Here is a 20,520-nt window from a genome sequence, read left to right on the forward strand (position 1 = left end):
TTACACCCTATTGCACAAAGGGAAAAGTGTTTAGATTTAATTCATTTTTGTTACATTTCTCTAATAATTTAAAAGCAAAGCAAAAACTGAGTATAAGTTTTATAAATTGAAATTAATCTCAGTCGTGAAAAATTATGATTTTAATATTAATCCAAGCTGTTAAATTATGGAACCTTACTCTACTGAATCATCTTATCCTACAAATCGTTTATTCTTAATTACTATTATTTTCCTGATTTGGCGAACTAATCAAGAACCAAAAATCTTAAAAATCGATCGCCAAAAGATTTTATTGGCTTGTTGCTTTTTCTTATTGAGTTTTTCCTATAATCTAAATCAAGTACAAGCACAGATTGTCCCGGATGCTACTGTAAATACTATTGTCACACCTAACGGAAAAGCTAACATCATTGAAGGGGGAACTAGAGCGGGTAACAACTTGTTTCACAGTTTCCGGGAATTTTCCGTTCCTACTGGAGGAGAGGCATTTTTTAACAATGCACTAAATATCAGAAATATTTTTAGTCGAGTCACTGGTAGCTCAATATCTAATATTGATGGGTTAATTAGAGCGAACGGCACAGCTAATTTATTTTTACTTAATCCTAATGGAATTCTGTTTGGGCCAAATGCTAAATTAAACATCGGCGGCTCATTTTTTGCTTCTACAGCTAATAGTATTAAATTCAACGATGGCTTAGAATTTGCGGCTAATAATTTGCAATCTTCACCTTTGCTAAGTGTTAATGTACCGATCGGCTTACAATATGGCAAGTCTCCGGAAGAAATTCGCATTCAAGGTAATACCTCATCTTCTTTAGAAGTTCTCCCTGGAAAAAGCCTCACAATTCTTGGCGGAAATGTAACTATAGATGGTGGGATTTTACAAGCTCCTGGTGGCTCAATTGAGTTAGGGGGAATTTCCACAGAGGGAACAATAGGATTAAATAATGATGGTAGTTTGAGCTTTCCTGATAATTTGGCGCGTGCAGATGTGTCAATTATTAATCAAGCACAAATTGGAGTCCAAAGTTTTGGCGGTGGTAGCATTACTGTTAAGGCAAGAAACTTAGATATTTCTGGAGAAAGCGTACTTTTAGCAGGGATAGCAACAGGAAAAGGATCGCCGGAAAGTGTAGCCGGAGATATTTTGCTTGATGCTACTGATGCAATTACAATTACATCGAGTAACGTTGAGAACACTGTCGAAGAAAATGCGATCGGCAATAGCAAAACAATTGCTGTTAATGCGAAATCTTTAACTCTTACTAATGGTGCTGTAATTAGTACGAGTACATCAGGAAAAGGTAATGCTGGAGATATTAAAATTGTGATTAGCGATCGCCTTTCCCTCGATGGTGAAAACAGCAAAACTATGAGTGGAATTTTTGCTACCGTGTTCAAAACTGCTCAAGGTGAAGCCGGGGATATTAGTATTACCACCAACTCTCTAAGTATCACCAATGGTGGGATAATTGGTGCTGGAACTCTTGGTTTTGGCAAAGCCGGAGCAATTGCCATTCAAGCTAATGATATCTCTCTGGATGGTGAAGGGAGCAACTATTATAGTGCGATCGTCAACGGTATAGAAGAAGGTGGCACAGGTGATGGTAGAGGGATTACTATTAATACCAAAACTTTAACTTTAACTAATGGCGCTCAAATAAATGCCAGCACTTTAGGTAAGGGAAAAGCCGGGAGAATTACGATAAATGCTAGTGAAAGTGTTTCTTTTGATGGGCAAGCTAAAGATGGAACTTCTACAGGTGCTTTTGGATATGTGGGTGAAAATGCTGACGGCGAAGCAAATGGAATTACTATTAATACGAAATCTTTAACTATTAGCAATGGCGCTCAAGTAAATGCCAGTACACTAGGCAAAGGTAACGCTGGAGATATTCAAATTGTAGCTAGCGATCGGCTTTCCCTCAACGCAGGAAACAGCAACAATTACACGGGAATTTTTGCCACTGTCAAAGAAATTGCTCAAGGTGAAGCCGGGGATATTAGTATTAGCACCAACTCCCTGAGTATCACCAATGGTGCGCTCATCGGTGCAGGGACTTTTGGCTTAGGCAAAGCCGGAGAAATTGCCATTCAAGCTAATGACATCTCTCTCGATGGTGAGGGTAGCAAATACCATAGTGCGATCATCAGCGGTGTACAAGAAGGTGGTGCAGGTAATGGCAGAGACATTACTATTAATACCAAAACTTTAACTTTAACAAATGGCGCTCAATTAAATGCCAGTACTTTAGGTAAAGGTGAAGCAGGGAGAATTACGATTAATGCTAGTGAGAGTATTTCTTTTGATGGGCAAGCTAAAGATGGAACGCCTACAGGTGCTTTTGGATATGTGGGTGAAAATGCTGAAGGTAAAGCAAATAATATTGAGATTACCACTAGAGCTTTAACTTTAACTAATGGTGCTCGCATTGATGCTAGTACTTTCGGCAATGGTAAAGCCGGAAGTATAACTATTGTGGCTAATACTATCAATTTGGATGGAGAGACTAAGGCTGGTTTTTCAACTGAAATTAGGAGTGGAGTAGGAGAAAATGCTACTGGTGAAGCCGGAGGTATTAATATTACTACGAATTCACTTTCTGTTACTAATGGCGCTCAATTGAATGCGAATACTTTAGGAAAAGGTGATGCCGGAAGCATAAAAATTACGGCTAGCGATCGCGTATTTTTTGATGGTACAGGAAATCAAGAAAATCCTAGTGGAGCCTTTAGCATTCTGGAAAAAAGTGCTAGTGGTAAAGCAGGCGGTGTTAGCGTCACCAGCAATTCACTAACTATTAGTAATGGAGCTCAATTGAATGCAGGTACTTTAGGCGATGGTGATGCCGGAAGCGTGACAATAAATACCAACAATTTGTTGTTAAATAATGGTGGATCGGTGGCGACAAAGGTTGGCAACCAAGCAAAGGGAGATCCAGGCGATTTAAATATAGTTGCAGGTCGTTTACTATTAGATAACCAAAGTTTTTTGACTGCTGCATCGGAAAAAGGTGACGGTGGAAATATTAATATTCAAAGTAGAGATATTCAATTGCGTCATCAAAGTGAAATTTCTGCTGTTTCAGCCTTAGATGCTAAACAAGGTAATATCGATATTGCTACTCGCACTTTAGTTCTTTTAGAAGCTAGCCAAATTAGAACTGATGCAGATGCTCCTAATGGTGGTAGTAATATTACTATTAAACCTATAGATAATTTCGGAGTTGCAGTATTTGTATCTCCTAATAGTGTGATTAGTGCTAGTGGTAATTTGTCTATACAAGGGTATATTCAACCGCAATCTTCTGACGTTCCGCAAGTAGAAGTAATTGATGCTACTAATTTAGTTGCTTCTACTTGTCGTCCTCGTGAAGGGGAACAAAGTGAATTTATTGTTACTGGTAAAGGTGGATTGCCACCTAACCCTAATGAACCGATTATAAATGATGTGACTTGGGTAGATTTAAGACCAATAAATTTAGATGAAGGTAAAGCAGTAGGGGAACAAAGAAGTAGGCGAATAGAGGAGAAAGGTAAAGCGGAAATTGTGGAAGCTCAAGGATGGTTGAGAAATGCTAATGGTGAAGTTGTTCTTGTTGCTCAAACAGCAAAAGCTGTACCTCACAAATTGATTTTTAATCCTCAATATTGCCATGATTAATAGATTAATAGATTAATAGATTGATTATTACGTTAATACAAAAACTCCAAACAAATTGAGGATAAAATGGCTGTAAAAAGTTTTTGGAAAAAGGCGATCGCACTAAGCAAAAAATGGCTGGTTTTTGTGCTAGTTACTCTTTTAACTGCCTTTTTGAGTGCAGGAATTTCTCTAGCTTTTCCGAATTTGACTCAATACTGCTCGGTTAAGCGTTTTTTGCCTTTGGAAGGGCGAAGCATTCGGACAAAAAATTTAGGGTTTGAGTACATAAATTGTCGCCCGAATGCTGATGCCTCCGGCACGCACTCGCGAACGCCCCTACCCTTAACCAAACAGTATTGGAATTTGACTAGCGTAAAACTTTCCCAATCCCCAATTCCCAATCCCCAATCCCCAGTTACTAATCCCCAACAATTGTTAGAACAGGGTAAGGAGTTTTTGCAAGCAGGACAGTTTTTGCAAGCAGCGGATGTTTGGCAAAAAGCTGTTACTGCTTTTCAGGATTCTGGGAATAAACAAGGTGAAGCTTTAGCTTTAAGTTATTTATCTTTTGCTTATCAGCAATTAGGAAAGTGGAAAGAAGCAGAAAGTGCGATCGCTTCTAGTCTATCTTTAATTCGCAACTTAAACCAGAATAAAAACTCTCAACTCATTTTAGCTCAAGCTTTAAATAATCAAGGTCATCTGCAATTCGCTTTAGGAAAATTGACAGAAGCGATAAAAACTTGGGAAGAAACTGCTGCTATTTATTCCCGAATTGGTGATACTGAAGGAACAATCGGCAGTCAAATAAACATTGCTCAAGGACTACAATCTTTAGGACTTTATCGCCGCGCCCAAACAACTTTAGAACAGATAGAAATTTCTTTGAATACTCAACCAAATTCTCTAATTAAAGCTACAGCTTTATTGAGTTTAGGTAATGCGTTACAAGCAATTGGGGAATTAGATAAATCTCGACAAGTCATGCAAAAAAGTTTGAGTATAGCACAGGAATTGCAAATAAAACCTACGATCGGTGCCGCATTTTTCAGTTTAGGAAATACCGCCAGAGCGTTCGCCAAAAAAGCTGAAGAACTTAAGGATTCATCAATGGCGACAACTGAATTTAGAACCGCAATTGAGGCTTATCAAAAATCTATTGAATTATCTACTTCACCATTTAGTCGAGTGCAAGCGCAAATTAATCAATTAAGTTTGTTAGTAGATATGGGGAAAGTCAGTGAAGCGCAAGATTTATTAACTCAAATTAATATTAATCAATTACCAGCTAGTCGTAAATCAGTTTATGCGCGAATTTACTTAGCTGAAACTTTAGTAAAACTGAATCAAGAGCAGAATATTCAAGAGTCGGTATTATTATTAACTAAAGCAATTCAAGAAGCAATAGATTTACAAGATTCTCACGCTGAATCTTTTGCTTTAGGAAATTTAGGTAGATTATATGAATTAACTGGACAGTTTAAAGATAGTACTAATTTAACTCAACAAGCTCTTAGTTTAGCTCAAGCTGTTAATGCTTCAGATATTACTTATCGTTGGCAATGGCAATTAGGAAGATTGCTGAAAAAACAAGGCGATCGACAAAATGCGATCGCATCTTATAACGTAGCAGTTGAAACTCTTAAATCCCTGCGAAATGACTTAGTTGCGATTAATCCTGGCAATCCCGATTTGCAATTTTCGTTTCGGCAAAGTGTCGAACCTGTTTATCGAGAATTAGTTGATTTATTACTACCAACACAAACCGAACCAAGTCAAGAAAATTTACGCCAAGCGCGATCGGTAATTGAATCTTTGCAATTAGCAGAATTAGATAACTTTTTTCAGGAAGCTTGCTTAGACACTAAACCCGTACAGATCGATCGATTAGACAAAAATGCTGCCATAATCTACACAATTGTTTTGCCAGATAGACTAGCAATTATTCTCGCCTTACCTCAATCTCCCCTACGTCTTTATACTACCTTGCAAAACCAAACAGAAGTAGAATCTACGCTGAAAAGGTTACGCATCAGCATGGAAACTCCGATCAACAATAGATTAGTTTTACAACTTTACCAACAAGTTTATAATTGGATGATTCAGCCAATAGAAGCAGAAATAAAGCAGAAAAACATTCAAACATTAGTATTTATTTCTGATGGGTTATTACGAAATATTTCCCTAGCTGCTTTATACGATGGTGAAAAGTATTTAATAGAAAAGTATAGTATTGCTTTGACTCCAGGATTACAATTACTACCACCACAACCTTTAAAAAAGGAACAATTCCGAGTATTATTAGCTGGCATATCGGAAGCAAACCAAAATTTCCCCGCACTACCTAGTGTAGAACAGGAATTAAAAGAAATTAGGTCGCTCTTGCCAGCACAGGAACTTTTAAATCAAGAATTTACTGATAATAATTTACAAAAAATATTAACTTCAGCTACTTTTCCTATTATACATTTTGCCACTCATGGACAATTTAGTTCTCAGGCAGACGAAACTTTTATTTTAGCTTGGAATAGCCAAATTAATGTGAAAAATTTAGACCAATTATTGCGGGTGAGAGAGCAACAAACAACTCCTCCGATTGAATTACTAGTTTTTAGTGCTTGTGAAACCGCAGCCGGAGATAATCGAGCAGCTTTAGGATTAGCAGGAGTAGCAGTCAGAGCAGGCGCACGTAGTACCCTGGCAACTTTATGGAGAGTTAGTGATGAATCAACAGCCGCTTTAATGGTAAAATTTTATCAAGAATTAGCCAAAGAAGGTGCTACTAAAGCCGAGGCTTTAAGGCTTGCTCAATTAAGTATTTTAAAAGATGAAAAGTATCAACTTCCCTTTTTCTGGGCACCTTATGTTTTAGTAGGAAATTGGCAGTAATTAAGTTCATTGTATAAGTTCGTTGTAAGGACTTTAGTCCTTCGCTGCATAAGTTCGTTGTAAGGACTTTAGTCCTTCGCTGCATAAGTTCGTTGTAAGGACTTTAGTCCTTCGCTAATCCCTGCTGTATAATAAACCTCATTCCCTGTTTACTTATGTGATTTACCAAAAAACGAGTGAATAACTTATCTAACAAACAAAATATTTCTGATTTCCTGAAATATTTAACTCTGCTGATTATCCTATTTGGCATCTTTATTCGAGTATCTCAATATTTGAGTAATCGAGCATTATGGGGAGATGAAGCGAGTTTAGTTTTGAATATTGTGAATCGTTCTTATTTAGAATTACTCCAACCTTTGGATCGTAATCAAGCGGCTCCTCTAGGCTTTTTGTGGATAGAAAAATTATTTACTCAGATATTGGGAAATAATGAATATTCGCTGCGCTTATTTCCTTTAATCTCTGGAATTGTTTCTCTGATTGCTTTTTATAAACTGGGAAAATGGGCAGTATCTACCCTTGCTCTACCAATTGCACTAATTCTATTTGCTTGCCTAAGATACACCCTTTATTATGCTACTGAAGTTAAGCAATATTCTAGCGATGTCATGATTACTTTGTTGCTTTGTTTATTGCTGATTCCGCTACAAGAACAAATCCTAAATATCAGGCGAATTTTGTTAATTGGAATTTTAGGAGCAGTAGCAATTTGGTTTTCTCATCCAACTATTTTTGTTTTAGCAGGAATTGAATCAGCAAACCTGATTCTGACTTCTGCTCAACAAAGAAAAGCAATTTTACTTAACCGTCTACCTGCCTATTTCATCTGGCTAATTAGTTTTGGTTCTATGTACTTTTTAACAATAGCCAGAGTTATGCAAAATAACAGTTTACAAAATGCTTGGGAAAATGAATATCCTAACACTGTTTTTGACCTGATTTGGTTGCTAGATTCTTTTGGCAGGTTCTTTTCTCGCCCTTTAGGATTTTCGACGATATTTGATGGAATTGCCATCATAACATTTGTAATTGGTTGTGTCTTTTTTATTAAGAGAAAACCCAGCAAGTTTCTCATTTTAATGTCTCCGGTTTTTGCCACCTTAGCAGCTACTTACCTTCATAAATATCCTTTTCGCGGACGATTGATTTTGTTTTTAGCTCCGTTTTTTATTTTAGTAATTGCTGAAGGAATAGCTTTTTTGTTGACTAGTTTCAATCACAGCAAGCACCATAAATACTTTGTGATTGCGGGAATTGCTCTGGCTTGTTTATTAATAGCACCATCTTTAGTTAGAGCCGGAAGTTTTGTGTTTTATCCAGAAACTAAACATGAAATTCGTCCAGTAATTGAGTATATTAAAACTCATCAGAAACCGGGAGATGGAATTTATATAGGTGATGGAGGCCCTGCCGATCAATTTGAGTATTATGCTGGAAAATATGGCTATTCTCAATCTGATTATGCGCGTGGTTATTTGAGTGAATTGGTAAATGCAGACAAGTTTTCTGAGCAAGGTTGGCAAGCGTTTAAGAGTCAATCTAGCCAATTAAAAAATAAGCAGCGGGTATGGTTTGTGTTTCCTGGATTAAATCCAAAAAAGGAAGCTTTGGTTAAGCCTCATCTCGATCGCATTGGACAACAACTAGATTATTTTAGTCAACCGGGCGCATTCACCTATCTTTATCAGTTGAAATGACTGTTCGTTGTAAGGACTTCAGTCGTTTCTTTGCTTTCAAAGTAGGACTAAAGTCCTCACAACAAACTGTAATTATAATTAATTTATTTTACCCTCTATGAGATGTCTTACCACTTTTCAGGCGAATCATTTCCCAAACATAAATGTATGAAACAAAAAACATTACTAGGGAAACTTGGACTTTTTGAGTTTGGGTTTTTAGTCGGTTGTCTAAAAGTAGATTGAATCCTAGCATGGGTATTGGCGCGATCGCATATTTTGCCACATTAAACAGGAAAATAATATTGCGTTTCAGAAAAGACCTTTCCTGTTTTTGTTGTAAATCGTAGCGTCCACCAATAATTCTTCGTGCTCTAGAAGAAAGCTGTTGCAGAGTATGACGCGCTGGATGAGAAACACAGATTTCGTCAGCATATAAAGGTTGATATCCTGCATGATAAACTCGCTGTCCCCATTCGCGATCGCCATTTGATTTCAAACTACTATCAAACACTCCTACTTCCTGAATTATGCTAGCAAATGTAAATACATTAGCTGTTGCGCCAAAATGATTTTTTTCCACAAACTCTTTTTGGAGAAGCGGATACCAAAGACTTTCATAAAGTTCTATAGAATTGGGTTGCTTTGGTTCTTTAAAACAAGTTTGAATCTTCCCAGCAACCAAGCCGCACTTGGGATTTTGTAGTAATATTTTCACCCCTAGTTCAATCCAATCAGCAGCAGGAATACAATCAGCATCAGTAAAAGCAATTACAGTTCCCTTAGCAAGTGAAATTCCTTTATTGCGTGCAGAATATGAACCAGGTTGACTTTCATTAGTTAAAATTGCTTGGTGATAATTTGCCACAATATCAGCAATATTTTGCTCGACATTAGAGCCATTATCTACCACAATTACTTCATATAAATTCTCAGGATAAGTTTGATTTTTTAGGCTTTCTAAACATCGCTTTAACCCTACCACATCGTTAAAGACGGGAATAATAACCGAAACAAAAGGTTGTTCTTGAATCATGCACATTAGGTAACTGGGAATATCAAGTGCTATTGAGCAGCTTTTCGTTGAGCATTTCCTCTTTGACGTGCTGCTTCCAAATTGCGATTATTTTCTGTTTCTAGACGGGCAATAAATTCATCCAATTCAGCAATATTTCTATCCATGCGCTGTACCACTTCACGCAAACGACTAACAGAACGTGCCCTAATTTCAGCGTCGGGAATTCTGGGTTGATTGCTCATAATAAATTCCAATTCCTCTTAATATCTTGAATACTTGCCTGGATTGCTTCTATAGTACCATCAGCTTCGCTAATATATCTAGAAAGTAGTTCTAGGATATCACGGGGCGCTACAGGTTGAGCATCGTAAATTCGCCGCAGGATAACGTAAAATCTGGAATAATAAGAATCTGCCCTTTCCCGTATACTTGACAATTCATCTAACTCAGGAATTGTTTCTTCTGTCTCGCCAAACTGTTCAAGTAACACAAATTCAACTGCCCTAGCTTCATCGATTTGTTCTAAAAATTGTTGCTGCAAACTGAAGATAGCACTTAAGGTTTCTGCTGGTAATTTTGCCATGTAGATAATCTGATTTTTTAACCAAAATAATATATCATTTTCCGAACAATTATTTTGCATCAAACGTCCCCGACTTTTTGGAGAAGTCGGGGACGTTTGATTTGTGTCAGCTTACCCCAAATAAGAGATTTAAATATATCAAAGGAAATTAGCTGCTAGTTTTGACTCCCAGGAGCAGAGAAATTAGTAAATAAGGTAAAGATTTGATTGCTGCTTGATACATTGTGCAAATATCTTTAATTACAGGTAAAAAAGGACTCATTTTAATAGGTTTAGGGAAAAATGGAACCTTTAACTAATACTTACACAGCTAAAGCATCTGGTAATTCTTCCTATCGAATTGTTGCCATTGGTGGTGAAGGAATTGGCCCAGAAGTTGTAGAAGCTTCTTTAACAATTCTGCAACGAGTAGCTAAACTTGAAGGATTTACCTTGGAAGTAGAATATGGCTTGCTAGGTAAAATTGCTCTAGAACAAATGGGGAGTTATTTACCTCAAGCTACGATCGAATTGTGCGATCGAGCCGATGGAATTCTCTTTGGATCAGTGACCCAAGGTGGACTGCTAGAATTACGAAAACACTTCGATTTTTTTTGTAATCTTAGACCGATTCGGAGTTTTAACAGTTTACTACATAAATCTAGCCTTAGACCAGAAAAAATTAAACAATTAGATATTTTAATCATTCGAGAATTGGTCAGTGGTATTTATTTTGGCCCGTCAGGAAGAGCTTCAGATGAAAAAGGAATTTACGGATTCCATACAATGCGCTATTATGATGAAGAAATTCGTCGGATTGCACGCTCATCCTTACAACAAGCTGAAAAACGTCGAGGATTACTGACAATAGCCCACAAAGAAAATGCCTTGCCTCACATACCTTGGACTCGTCTAGTACAAGAAGAGGCTACTAAATTTCCCGACGTAATTATTGAACCAATGTTAGTGGATAATTTAGCAATGCAAATGGTTTTAAATCCGCAAAGATTTGATGTAATTTTAGCAGGAAATCTGTTTGGAGATATTCTCAGCGATCTTGGTGGTGCTTTAGTTGGCTCGATCGGGTTATTAGGCTCAGCAAGTATTAATAGTAATGGATTTGGTCTTTATGAAGCAATTCATGGCACAGCCCCCGATATTGCCGGAAAGGGAATTGCGAATCCTTTAGGAACTCTGGCATCTGGTATTTTAATGTTAGAACAATGGGGAAAAACATCGGCTGCTCAACGAATTAAGGAAGCACAAGAGCGAGTTTTAAATCAAGGATACCGAACAGCAGATTTGTTTCCTCAAGGAGAAGAAATTTTTGTCAATACGGAAACTCTAGTTAACCTATTGTTGGAAGAACTCTGAAGAAAATGAACAATCCAAACAACGTTTTACGGCTGGGAGATGATATTAATACTGATGATATTATGCCTGCCGCCAGAGCCACAAATAATGACCTAGAGCATTTAAAGTTATATGCTTTAGAACATATTATCGGGGTGGGGGAATTACTAAAATATAATGTGATTGAAGCGGGGGAAAATTTTGGCTGTGGATCGAGTCGAGAAATTGCTCCCATTGCTTTGAAAGCTGCGGGAATAGAAAAAATTCGGGCGCGATCGTTCGCGGAAATTTTTTATCGTAATAGTATCAATATTGGGCTAACTTTGGAGATTTTAGGGGAAAAAAGAGAAAATCCAGTGGTGAATGCGATCGCAGCTGCTGGAGGATTAATTGCTTTTAATCAAAAGCGTCGTCAGGGAGAAATTACCATTCCTTCCAGTTTAACTCCTCCCAGACCCATGACTTTAGTAGAAAAACTTTTGGCTAAAGCTTCTGGTAATTCCTACGTTGCACCAGGAGAAGTAGTTTTCGCCAAAGTTGACTTAGCTTTATCCCATGATGCCGTAGCAGGGCCAGTTGCTAAAGTATTCTATAAAAATTATGGAGAAGATGCTAAATTATGGGATTCTCAAAAAGTGGTTTTAGTCGCAGATCACTTTATTCAAGTTACTGACATTCGCCCCGAAGATAACAAAGCTCATCTGATGTATCAAGAGATGATTGACTTTGCTAAAACTCAAGGATGTCACTTATTTGATGTGGTTTCTCCGGGAGAAGCATCGGGAATTTGTCATGTTTTATTACCAGAAAAAGGGTTTATTCAACCAGGAATGATAATTGCTGGGACAGATTCGCATACTTGCACTTATGGCGCATTGGGAGCGTTTTCTACTGGGGTAGGAACAACAGACATGGCGAATATTTTTGCGATGGGAGATATGTGGATTCGGGTTCCTGAAACTTTGGTATTTGAATTGTCAGGAACTCTGCCTCCTCATATTAGCGCCAAAGATATTATTTTGTTTATTTTGGGGCAAATTGGTTGTGCTGGTGCCACTGGTAAAGTGATGGAATTTCGTGGTTCTATTATTGAACAATTGCCTTTTGATGAACGAATGACATTGGCAAATATGGCGATCGAATGTGGTGCAATGTGTGGTTTAATTGCCGCAGATGAAGTAACTCGTCAATATGTGAGCGAGCGCACTTCCCCTACATTTCCAGAAACTATTGCCGATCCCGATGCTGAGTACGAAAAGATATATCAATTTGATCTCAGTAATCTCGAACCTCAAGTTGCACGCCCTCCCAAACCCGATCGAGTAGTAAAAATTACCGAGTTAGAAGATATTCCAATTACTAAAGCCTTCATTGGTTCTTGTACAGGAGGAAAACTTCACGATCTAGCCGAAGCAGCAGCAGTTTTGCGCGATCGGCAAGTGGCAGAAGGTGTAAAATTGTTTATTGTTCCTGCCAGTATGGAAATTCGACAAAAAGCCCAAGAATTAGGTTATCTCGACATCTTTGAACAAGCAGGAGCACAAATTCTTAAATCAGGTTGTGGGGCTTGTATTAATTCTGGATTGGGAGTTTTAACCAAAGAAGAAACCGGAATTTATGCAACCAATCGGAATTTTAAAGGACGTAGCGGCGATCCATCAGGCAAAAATTACTTGGCCTCCCCAAGAACAGTTGCTATTTCAGCCATACAAGGAAAAATTAGCCACGATCTTGCTTAAATTAAAAAAAATGTAAACTTTTTTAATTTTTCAGATTAAGACGTTATAAAATACTCTTAATCTCATGTTTTGAAGATGAGTCAGGCTTTAATTCACGTTGAAAAAATAGCAGGTAATTACAATGGAATTTGATCTGGACGAAATTGGCAAAAAACTTGCTGGATTGGGTCTTCCTGGCATAATTCTAATAATTATGACAGCATCAGCAGCAGGTAGTAACGCCGCTGTTGCAGGCATCCTGACCGGATTAGGAGGGCCATTTGGTATTCTGGGCGGAATTGGATTACTGGGTCTATTAGGTGTTTTAGGGGACGTTGTAGGAGGATATGGAATTGAAGCCGTTCTCAAATTCGTTTACAAGGAACGTAGCAAAACTGAATCTTTAATTTCTTTGTTGGAAGAAATTAAAGATTTGCCCATTAAAGATGAGCTAAAAACCTCACTTAAAAATCATCTCAGCCCTGAAATCTACAGCGATCCTGCTGAACCACGAGTAGTAGAAATTGTTGAGTAATTCATTTACTAAATTGTAGCTGTAAGGTTTACTGAAGAAAGGATTGGGAGACAATAAACGAAATATATGACTTTTTGTTGGTGTCGGTTAAAGTCATAATTGTTTCTACTTAATTTAGTCAAATTACCGATGTATAATTAGTTAATTTAGTTTTGGAAAAAATTCAAATCTAAAAGATAATTTGACAGAATTAAGTATAGTAATATTGCATCCCAATCCAAAATCAAATTAGCTTACACACCAAATTTACGATATTCATCGCTTTAATGGATATTAAAGCAAATATATTCATCACAAAATTACAGCTAGCGAGTAGTAATTGTTAGCGGTAATTTCCTCTGCAATTAAAAGTTGTAAAAAACTTTGATTGTAAGCAATTAAATTTGGTTAAAGAGCAGGTGCGTTGTCTTACCAAACATGGTATTTATTGGTAATCGTAAATTAGGATAGTTAAGATTATGCAAAAAACAGTAAATTATTCTAATGATTATAATGATGATTATTTTTCAAATTTAAATGAACAAGAACAACATAAAATATTAGTAGAATGGAATGATACAAAGGTAGATTACCCCAAAGATTTGTGCATAGATCAGTTATTTGCAGCACAAGTGGAAAAAACTCCAGACAATATTGCTGTTGTTTTCAAGGAAAAACAAATTACTTACCAAGAATTGAATCAGCGATCGAATAAAGTAGCCCATTATTTGCAATCTTTGAATGTAGAGCCAGAAGTTTTGGTAGGAATTTGTGTAGAGCGATCGCTAGAAACGATCGTAGGATTATTAGGAATTCTCAAAGCAGGTGGCGCATATTTGCCCTTAGATCCCACCTATCCCAAAGAACGCTTGAGTTTCATGTTGTCAGACTCACAAGCACAAGTAATATTAACTGAGCAAAAATACGTTGAACAATTTACTGGAAGCGGGGTAAAAGTAGTTTGTTTGGATAGTGATTGGGAATTGATCGATCGACAAAACCAAGAAAATCCTCACAGTAAAGTAACATCAGAAAATCTAGCTTATGTAATTTACACATCAGGATCGACCGGAAAACCAAAGGGAGTAGCAATACCACATCGAGCTGTAAATCGGTTAGTATGTAACACTAATTATGTGCAATTAGAAAGTAGTGATACCATTGCCCAAGCTTCAAACTTCTCCTTCGACGCAGCTACATTTGAAATTTGGGGTGCTCTCCTGCACGGCGCTAGACTGGTAATTATTCCTCAAAATATTCTGCTTTCGCCCCAGCATTTCGCAACCTGCCTTCGCAAACAAAAGATTAGTGTATTATTTTTAACTACTGCCTTATTTAATCAGCTAACAAGCATTGTCCCTGAAGCATTTAAAGACTTGAAACACTTGCTATTTGGTGGCGAAGCTGTAGATACCAAGTCAGTTAAAGCAGTTTTGCACAATGGATCGCCACAGAGATTATTGCACGTTTATGGGCCAACCGAGAGCACAACATTTTCTTGTTGGTATTTAGTGCAAGACGTTGCAGAAGATGCTACAAATTTGCCGATCGGTCGCCCAATTTCCAACACCCAAATTTATATACTAGACTCTAAACTACAACCAGTTCCCATTGATGTTCCCGGCGAACTATATATTGGCGGCGACGGTTTAGCAAGAGGCTACTTAAACGCAAGAGAATTAACAGCAGAAAGATTTATTACCAATCCCTTTGTAAGGGCGGGTTTAGGAAATAATCTTTGTACCGAACAGACAATCTCTGGGCAAAACCCGCCCCTACTATATAAAACAGGCGACTTAGCCCGCTTTTTACCAGACGGTAACATTGAATTTTTGGGGCGAGTTGATAATCAGGTAAAAATTCGGGGTTTTCGGATTGAATTAGGAGAAATAGAAGCGCTTTTGAGTCAACACCCAGATGTGCAGCAAGCAGTAGTTATTGCCCGTGAAGACATCCCTGGCGATAAACAGCTAGTTGCCTATATTGTGCCAAATCAAAAACTTGAGGCGATCGATCCTAGCATCAAAAGTTTCCTGGAAGAAAAGCTGCCCAATTACATGGTACCAGCAGCCTTTGTCATGCTGGACTCCTTGCCCCTTACTCCTAATGGTAAAGTCGATCGCCAAAATCTTCCAGCACCCGATCGCAAAAACTCCGACCCAGAAACCTTTGTTGCACCACGCAGCCCAATAGAACAAAGACTAGCACTCATCTGGGCTCAATTACTCAGACTGGAACAAATAGGAGTGAATGACAACTTTTTCCATCTCGGTGGTCATTCCCTAATTGTCACCCAAATGCTTTCTCGTCTGCGCGAAGTTTTCCACGTTGAACTGCACTTTCAACAAATATTTCACAACCCAACAATCAGCAGTCTAGCTCAACTTATTGCACAGTATCAGAATAGCCAACAGTGGGAACGTCCCACCATAAAACCCATTCCCCGTGAAGGACTCTTGCCAGTCTCCTTTGCCCAAGAGCGAGTATACTTCATCCAGCAACTAGCCCCGGAAAATAGTGCCTATCAATTCCAAGCAACCATGAGATTTAAAGGTCAGCTTGATGTAGACATATTGCAAAGATGCCTTGATGAGATTGTACAGCGCCATGAAATCTTTCGCACCACATATCCAGCAGAGAACGGACGGCTATTTCAAATAATTCACCCACACCAACCAATCAGCTTTACAGTAGTTGATCTGCAAAAATTTCCCGAATTTGAGCGAGAAGCAGAAGCTCAACGCCTAGTTGAAGCAGAAGTGCAAAACCCCCTTGATATGAATCAACTACCATTAGTCAAGTGGGTTCTGTTGAAATTGAGCGAGCAAGAACATCTTTTAATACATATTGAACATCATGCAGTTCATGATGGTTGGTCGTTCAATGTGTTTCTGAGTGAGTTAATAGAACTTTATCAAGCTTTTTCTTTGGGTAATCCTTCCCCGCTAACCCAACCAGCTTTGCAGTTTGTAGACTTTGCCCATTGGCAACGAGAGTGGGTGAAAAGCCCAGAAGCTCAAGCCCAATCAACCTATTGGCAACAGAAGTTATCCGGCAGTCCACCCCTGTTAGAATTACCATTAGACCGCCCTCGACCAACAGAGCAAACTTACCGGGGCGATCAAATTAGAGTAGAACTTCCTATTGACTTGTGCGAACTTTTGAGAGATTTCAGCCGTCGAGAAGGTGTCACATTATTTATGACAATGTTGGCAGCTTTTAAGGTAATGTTGCACCGCTACAGTGGACAAGACGATATTTGCGTAGGTAGTGCCGTTGCTAATCGGCGGATGCAAGAGGTAGAAAAGTTAATTGGCATGATTGTCAATAACTTGGTTTTACGCACCGATTTGTCAGGAAATCCAACTTTTCGAGAGTTACTTGCTAGGGTGCGGGAGGTAACGCTGGAAGCTTATGCTAACGAAGATTTACCTTTCGATCAGGTGGTTGATGTTGTTAAACCAATACGGAACCTGAGTTACAATCCTTTGTTTCAAGTGATGTTCAGTTTCCATAATTCGGCAATGCCGGATTTGACTCTTCCAGGGTTAGACATCAGTTTGCACGAACCGATTAGCAACAAATCCGCTAAGTTTGATTTGGATTTTCTGGTAATCCCACGTTTTGAACAAAGTGTGCAGAACGGGGCGAAAACAAAAGCAAGGGGAATTACGTTAGTTTTAGAGTACAACAGCGGTCTCTTTGATGCGGCGACAATTCAACGAATGTTGGAACAGTATGAAGTTTTACTTGAAGGGATTGTTGCTAACCCAGAGCAAAGAATTTCTCAATTACCATTAATAACAGCGATCGAACAACAGTTATTACAATTGTGGAATCAGACGGAGAGAGAGTTTGATTGTAATCAGTGTATTCATCAGTTGTTTGAGGCACAGGTAGAAAAAACGCCCGATGCTGTAGCTGTTTGGCACTTGGGTCAACAATTAACTTACCGCGAATTGTGCGATCGCGCCAACCAACTAGCACATTATCTGCAAAGTTTGGGCGTTAAACCAGAAACCCTCGTTGGCATCTGCGTTGAGCGTTCCTTAGAGATGATAGTCGGCTTACTCGGCATTCTCAAAGCCGGAGGTGCATACATTCCCCTCGATCCAGCCTATCCCAAAGAAAGAATAACTGACATTATTGCAGATACGCAACTGAGCATTTTGTTAACGCAAGAAAGATGCCAAACCAAATTACCAAATTTCACCGGAACAACGATTTGTTTAGATAAAGATTGGTCGATCGTTGCTCAACAAAGTACAGATAATCCTGTTAATAATGTTCAATTAAACAACCTTGCCTACATCATTTATACTTCTGGTTCCACAGGTAAACCCAAAGGAGTAACGATCGAACATCAGTCATTAATCAATTTTGTCATGGCAGCGATTCAAGAATATGGAATTAACGAATCTGACAGGATTTTACAATTTGCCTCCTTCTGCTTTGACGCATCCATTGAAGAAATTTTTCCCTGTCTTGCATTCGGTGCAACCTTAGTACTCCGCACCGAAGAAATGTTGCATTCAACCGATGAATTTTGGCGCTGTTGCCAAGAATGGCAATTAACCGTTTTGGATCTTCCCACAGCTTTTTGGCATCAGTTAGTAGATTCCCAGATTCCCAACTTCTTGAAGAAGTCGGGAATCTTGAGAATTGTAATTATTGGCGGAGAAGAAGCACATTTAGAAAAAGTAAAGCGTTGGCACAATAGTATTACAAATTCTACCCAGCCACCACAATTATTTAACACTTACGGGCCAACAGAAGCAACAGTTGTCACCACTCTGCAACGTTTAAATTCACCAACAGACAGCTTTGTTTCTATTGGAAAACCCATAAGTAACGTTCAAGTTTATATTTTCGATCGATACCTGCAACCAACACCAATAGGAGTTCCCGGAGAATTGCACATTGGCGGTGCAGGATTAGCCAGAGGGTATTGGCAACGCCCCGAATTGACTGAGGAGAAATTCATTAGACCTCTGCACAAAAGAATTTCAGAGACAGGCAGGATGCCTGTCCTACAAGAATTTTATTCGGCTCCCCTTTACAAAACAGGAGATTTAGCCAGATTTCGCACAGATGGCTGCTTGGAATACCTGGGAAGAGTTGATGCTCAAGTGAAGATTCGCGGTTTCCGCATTGAGTTGGGAGAAATTGAAACGGTGCTGAGTCAACATCCACAAGTGTTTCAAGCTGTTGTTGTGGCGCGTGAAGACAACTTACCTGGACAAAAGCGACTGGTCGCCTATATTGTACCCCATCAACCGCAACCAAAAATTGATGAATTGCGCCTTTTCTTGAAAGAAAAACTGCCTAATTATATGGTTCCTGCGGCTTTCGTGCTGTTAGATAAGTTGCCAATGACGGGGAATCAAAAAGTTGATTACCGTGCCCTACCAGCGCCCGATTTCTCCCCCACAGAAGATGATTTTGTTGCCCCTCGTAGCACAATAGAAGAAAAATTAGCAATCATTTGGTCGGAAATTTTAAGAATAGAAAAAGTTGGCATCCATGATAACTTTTTTGAATTGGGTGGAGATTCTATTCTCAGCATTCAGGTAATTTCTCGTGCTAAACAAGCGGGGATTCAAATTGCTCCGAAACAATTATTTCAGTACCAAAGGATCGCAGAATTAGCTACTGTGGCTGGTATTACTCGTCAATTGAAAACCCAACAAGGCTTAGTGACAGGAACGGTTGCATTAACACCGATTCAACAGTGGTTTTTTGAGCAAAAATTGGCTGAATCAAATTACTTTAACCAGTCAGTATTACTAGAAGTTACATTAGATTTGAAACCAGAATTGTTGCAGCAAATTGTACAACAATTGTTTGTGCATCATGATGCTTTGCGGTTGCGGTTTGTGCAAGAGGAAGAAAATTGGCGGCAGATTAATTGGGATGTTGAAGACTCTGTGCCGTTTAGTGTTATCGACTTATCCCATTTATCGCCAGAGGAACAAGAAAGAGCCATAAAAGCTACAAATGCAGAACTCCAAGCTAGTCTGAATTTGCCAACAGGACCGATCGCAAAAGTAGCACTATTTCAGTTAAGCAAAAATCAACCAAATCTTTTACTTTTCATCATCCATCATTTAGCAGTAGATGGGGTTTCGTGGCGGATTTTGTTAGAAGATTTAGCTACTGCATACCAACAAATTAGTTGTGGTCAAGTTATTACATTACCAGCGAAAACAACTTCTTGGCAATATTGGAGCGATCGTCTAACAGAATACGCCCAATCAGAAGCAATAACACAAGAAATAGATTACTGGCTGAATGAGTCTAATTTCTCATTTACAAAATTACCATTAGACTATCCTTCAAACACAGAAAACAACACTGTAGCTTCAACCTCTGCTGTATCACTTTCTTTAACTGAAGCAGAAACTCGTGTACTATTACAAGAAGTACCCGCTAAATATAATACTCAAATTAATGATGTCTTGTTGACCGCTCTAATGCAAAGTTTTGCCCAATGGACAGGAGAACATTCCCTACTAATTGATCTAGAAGGTCATGGACGGGAGGATTTATTTAAAGATGTGGATTTATCACGTACTTTAGGCTGGTTTACTACCTTATTTCCCGTCCGGTTACAGTTAGAAAACATTGACCATCCAAGAGAGGCTTTAAAGTTAATTAAAGAACAATTACGGCGCATTCCAAACCGAGGTATTGGTTATGGCATATTGCGATATTTGCACAAAAATGCCGATGTACGCAAAAAACTACAGGCGCTACCTCAAGCAGAAGTAAGTTTTAATTATCTTGGTCAGTTCGATCGAGTGTTATTAGCATCTGCTGAATTAGGTACAGTTAAAGAATTCAAAGCTGAACAAAGCTTACTGAATAAACGTAGTCATCTGTTAGGAATCAGTGGTTTTATTCGGGGCGGAATGCTGGAAATGACTTGGGCTTATAGTGAGAATGTTCATAAACTAAGCACTATTGAAGATTTAGCTTACGGCTTTATGGAAGCATTAAAAACCTTGATTACTCACTGTCAATCAACCGAGTTCAAAGATTATACACCTTCTGACTTTGCTGCTGCTAGACTCAATCAACAACAACTTGACAAATTCATGGCTAAACTTAACAAAAATAAGAATAGTAAGAGGTAATT

The 20,520-nt window shown here is 38.5% G+C and carries 10 protein-coding genes and 1 pseudogene; 8 read left to right on the top strand and 3 right to left on the bottom strand.

What is annotated here, in order from left to right:
* The first annotated feature begins 166 nt into the window (after window positions 1–166).
* The 3 genes from IQ264_RS02640 to IQ264_RS02650 all read left to right on the top strand — a co-directional run bounded on the left by IQ264_RS02640 (window position 167) and on the right by IQ264_RS02650 (window position 8,238).
* Window positions 167–3,667, top strand: a complete 3,501-nt coding sequence (locus IQ264_RS02640) for a filamentous hemagglutinin N-terminal domain-containing protein (RefSeq protein ID WP_193978316.1) — start codon at window positions 167–169, stop codon at window positions 3,665–3,667.
* A gap of 66 nt (window positions 3,668–3,733) precedes the next feature.
* Window positions 3,734–6,538: a CHAT domain-containing protein gene (locus IQ264_RS02645; RefSeq protein WP_193978318.1), complete on the top strand. Its 2,805-nt coding sequence runs from the start codon at window positions 3,734–3,736 to the stop codon at window positions 6,536–6,538.
* A gap of 176 nt (window positions 6,539–6,714) precedes the next feature.
* Window positions 6,715–8,238, top strand: a complete 1,524-nt coding sequence (locus tag IQ264_RS02650; protein ID WP_193978320.1) for a glycosyltransferase family 39 protein — start codon at window positions 6,715–6,717, stop codon at window positions 8,236–8,238.
* An 88-nt stretch (window positions 8,239–8,326) separates the two neighbouring features.
* On the opposite strand, the gene IQ264_RS02655 is transcribed toward IQ264_RS02650, so the two are convergent.
* Genes IQ264_RS02655 through IQ264_RS02665 form a run of 3 tightly spaced genes read right to left on the bottom strand, consistent with a single transcriptional unit; the run spans window position 8,327 to window position 9,878 of the window.
* Window positions 8,327–9,259, bottom strand: coding sequence for a glycosyltransferase (locus IQ264_RS02655; RefSeq protein WP_228061231.1), 933 nt, complete (start codon window positions 9,257–9,259; stop codon window positions 8,327–8,329).
* Between the two features lie 23 nt (window positions 9,260–9,282).
* A complete protein-coding gene (locus IQ264_RS02660; protein WP_193978322.1) occupies window positions 9,283–9,477 on the bottom strand; it encodes a hypothetical protein in 195 nt (64 codons plus the stop codon).
* Window positions 9,474–9,878: a hypothetical protein gene (locus IQ264_RS02665; protein ID WP_228061232.1), complete on the bottom strand. Its 405-nt coding sequence runs from the start codon at window positions 9,876–9,878 to the stop codon at window positions 9,474–9,476. Before IQ264_RS02665 ends, IQ264_RS02660 begins: the two co-directional genes overlap by 4 nt.
* 222 nt (window positions 9,879–10,100) lie before the next feature.
* Here IQ264_RS02665 and IQ264_RS02670 point away from each other — a divergent pair, with 222 nt between their 5' ends.
* The 5 genes and pseudogenes from IQ264_RS02670 to IQ264_RS02685 all read left to right on the top strand — a co-directional run bounded on the left by IQ264_RS02670 (window position 10,101) and on the right by IQ264_RS02685 (window position 20,518).
* Window positions 10,101–11,171 (top strand): isocitrate/isopropylmalate dehydrogenase family protein, encoded by a 1,071-nt coding sequence (locus IQ264_RS02670; RefSeq protein WP_193978324.1) that lies wholly within the window; start codon window positions 10,101–10,103, stop codon window positions 11,169–11,171.
* 161 nt (window positions 11,172–11,332) lie between these two features.
* Window positions 11,333–11,476: pseudogene (locus IQ264_RS33805) on the top strand (3-isopropylmalate dehydratase); the annotation flags it as partial.
* 132 nt (window positions 11,477–11,608) lie between these two features.
* The gene (locus tag IQ264_RS02675) at window positions 11,609–12,889 is read left to right on the top strand and encodes a 3-isopropylmalate dehydratase large subunit (RefSeq protein WP_413470326.1); all 1,281 of its coding nucleotides are present in this window, start codon (window positions 11,609–11,611) and stop codon (window positions 12,887–12,889) included.
* Window positions 12,890–13,010: 121 nt separating this feature from the next.
* Window positions 13,011–13,403, top strand: a complete 393-nt coding sequence (locus IQ264_RS02680; protein ID WP_228061233.1) for a hypothetical protein — start codon at window positions 13,011–13,013, stop codon at window positions 13,401–13,403.
* Between the two features lie 458 nt (window positions 13,404–13,861).
* Window positions 13,862–20,518 (top strand): non-ribosomal peptide synthetase, encoded by a 6,657-nt coding sequence (locus IQ264_RS02685; protein WP_193978328.1) that lies wholly within the window; start codon window positions 13,862–13,864, stop codon window positions 20,516–20,518.
* The last annotated feature ends 2 nt before the right edge of the window (window positions 20,519–20,520 follow it).

It is taken from the genome of [Phormidium] sp. LEGE 05292, assembly GCF_015207735.1.
GTDB lineage: Bacteria > Cyanobacteriota > Cyanobacteriia > Cyanobacteriales > Aerosakkonemataceae > Floridanema.

Coding starts and splice junctions, on each gene's coding strand:
- IQ264_RS02640 (WP_193978316.1), top strand. CDS start 167: ATGGAACCTTACTCTACTGAATCATCTTATCCTACAAATCGTTTATTC.
- IQ264_RS02645 (WP_193978318.1), top strand. CDS start 3,734: ATGGCTGTAAAAAGTTTTTGGAAAAAGGCGATCGCACTAAGCAAAAAA.
- IQ264_RS02655 (WP_228061231.1), bottom strand. CDS start 9,259: ATGTGCATGATTCAAGAACAACCTTTTGTTTCGGTTATTATTCCCGTC.
- IQ264_RS02660 (WP_193978322.1), bottom strand. CDS start 9,477: ATGAGCAATCAACCCAGAATTCCCGACGCTGAAATTAGGGCACGTTCT.
- IQ264_RS02665 (WP_228061232.1), bottom strand. CDS start 9,878: ATGCAAAATAATTGTTCGGAAAATGATATATTATTTTGGTTAAAAAAT.
- IQ264_RS02670 (WP_193978324.1), top strand. CDS start 10,101: ATGGAACCTTTAACTAATACTTACACAGCTAAAGCATCTGGTAATTCT.
- IQ264_RS02675 (WP_413470326.1), top strand. CDS start 11,609: ATGACTTTAGTAGAAAAACTTTTGGCTAAAGCTTCTGGTAATTCCTAC.
- IQ264_RS02680 (WP_228061233.1), top strand. CDS start 13,011: ATGGAATTTGATCTGGACGAAATTGGCAAAAAACTTGCTGGATTGGGT.
- IQ264_RS02685 (WP_193978328.1), top strand. CDS start 13,862: ATGCAAAAAACAGTAAATTATTCTAATGATTATAATGATGATTATTTT.